This is a genomic window from Aequorivita vitellina (assembly GCF_022008365.1).
GTDB classification, from domain to species: domain Bacteria; phylum Bacteroidota; class Bacteroidia; order Flavobacteriales; family Flavobacteriaceae; genus Aequorivita; species Aequorivita vitellina.
The window spans coordinates 1-1,107 of record NZ_JAIRBA010000095.1; the positions used below are offsets into that span (position 1 = coordinate 1).

General features: G+C 45.9%; 1 pseudogene. It reads left to right on the forward strand.

Going from position 1 to position 1,107, the window contains the following annotated elements:
• Positions 1 to 1,107 (forward strand): annotated as a pseudogene (locus tag K8089_RS16105) (hypothetical protein); the annotation flags it as partial.

The following is a 1,107-nucleotide window of genomic DNA, read 5'->3' on the forward strand; positions in this document are numbered from 1 at the left end:
CCTGTGGGAACAACCACCAACACTTTTGTCGTAACTGATGGAGCTGGACTTCAATCAACTTGTAGTTTTGATGTAACAATAAATGATACCGAAGCACCAATCGCAAATTGTGCCGCACCGTTTACGATTCAATTAGATGCCACCGGCAATGCCAGCATCACCGTTGGCGATATTGACGCTGGAAGCACTGATGCCTGCGGTATCGCAACCACGACAATTGACAAGTCAACATTCACTTGTGCAGACGTAGGTCCAAACACGATTACCTTAACCGTAACCGATGTAAACGGAAACGTTTCAACCTGTACAACAGTGGTAACCGTTGAAGACAACGTTGCGCCAGTAGCAAATTGCGCTGCACCGTTTACGATTCAATTGGATGCCACAGGAAACGCAAGCATCACTGTTGGCGATATTGACGCAGGAAGCACTGATGCCTGTGGAATCGCAACAACCACAATAGACAAATCCACATTCACCTGTGCAGATGTAGGTCCAAACACGATTACCTTAACCGTAACCGATGTAAACGGAAATGTTTCAACCTGTACAACAGTGGTAACCGTTGAAGACAACGTAGCACCAATCGCAAATTGTGCTGCACCGTTTACGATTCAATTGGATGCAACCGGAAACGCGAGCATCACCGTTGGAGATATTGATGCTGGAAGCACCGATGCCTGTGGAATCGCAACCACGACAATAGACAAATCCACATTCACCTGTGCAGATGTAGGTCCGAATACGATTACCTTAACAGTAACCGATGTAAATGGAAATGTTTCAACTTGTACAACAGTTGTAACCGTAGAAGACAACGTAGCACCAGTAGCAAACTGTGCCGCACCGTTTACGATTCAATTGGATGCCACCGGCAATGCCACTATCACTGCAGCTGACATCGAAAATGGCAGTACAGATAACTGCGGAATCGCAACCACGACAATTGACAAATCCACATTTACCTGTGCAGACGTAGGTCCAAACACGATTACATTAACCATTACCGATTTAAACGGAAATGTTTCAACCTGTACTTCCACGGTTACGGTAACAGATCCGTTGTCTGCTTGTAACCAATTTCCAGTGGCTGTTTGCCAGCCAGTA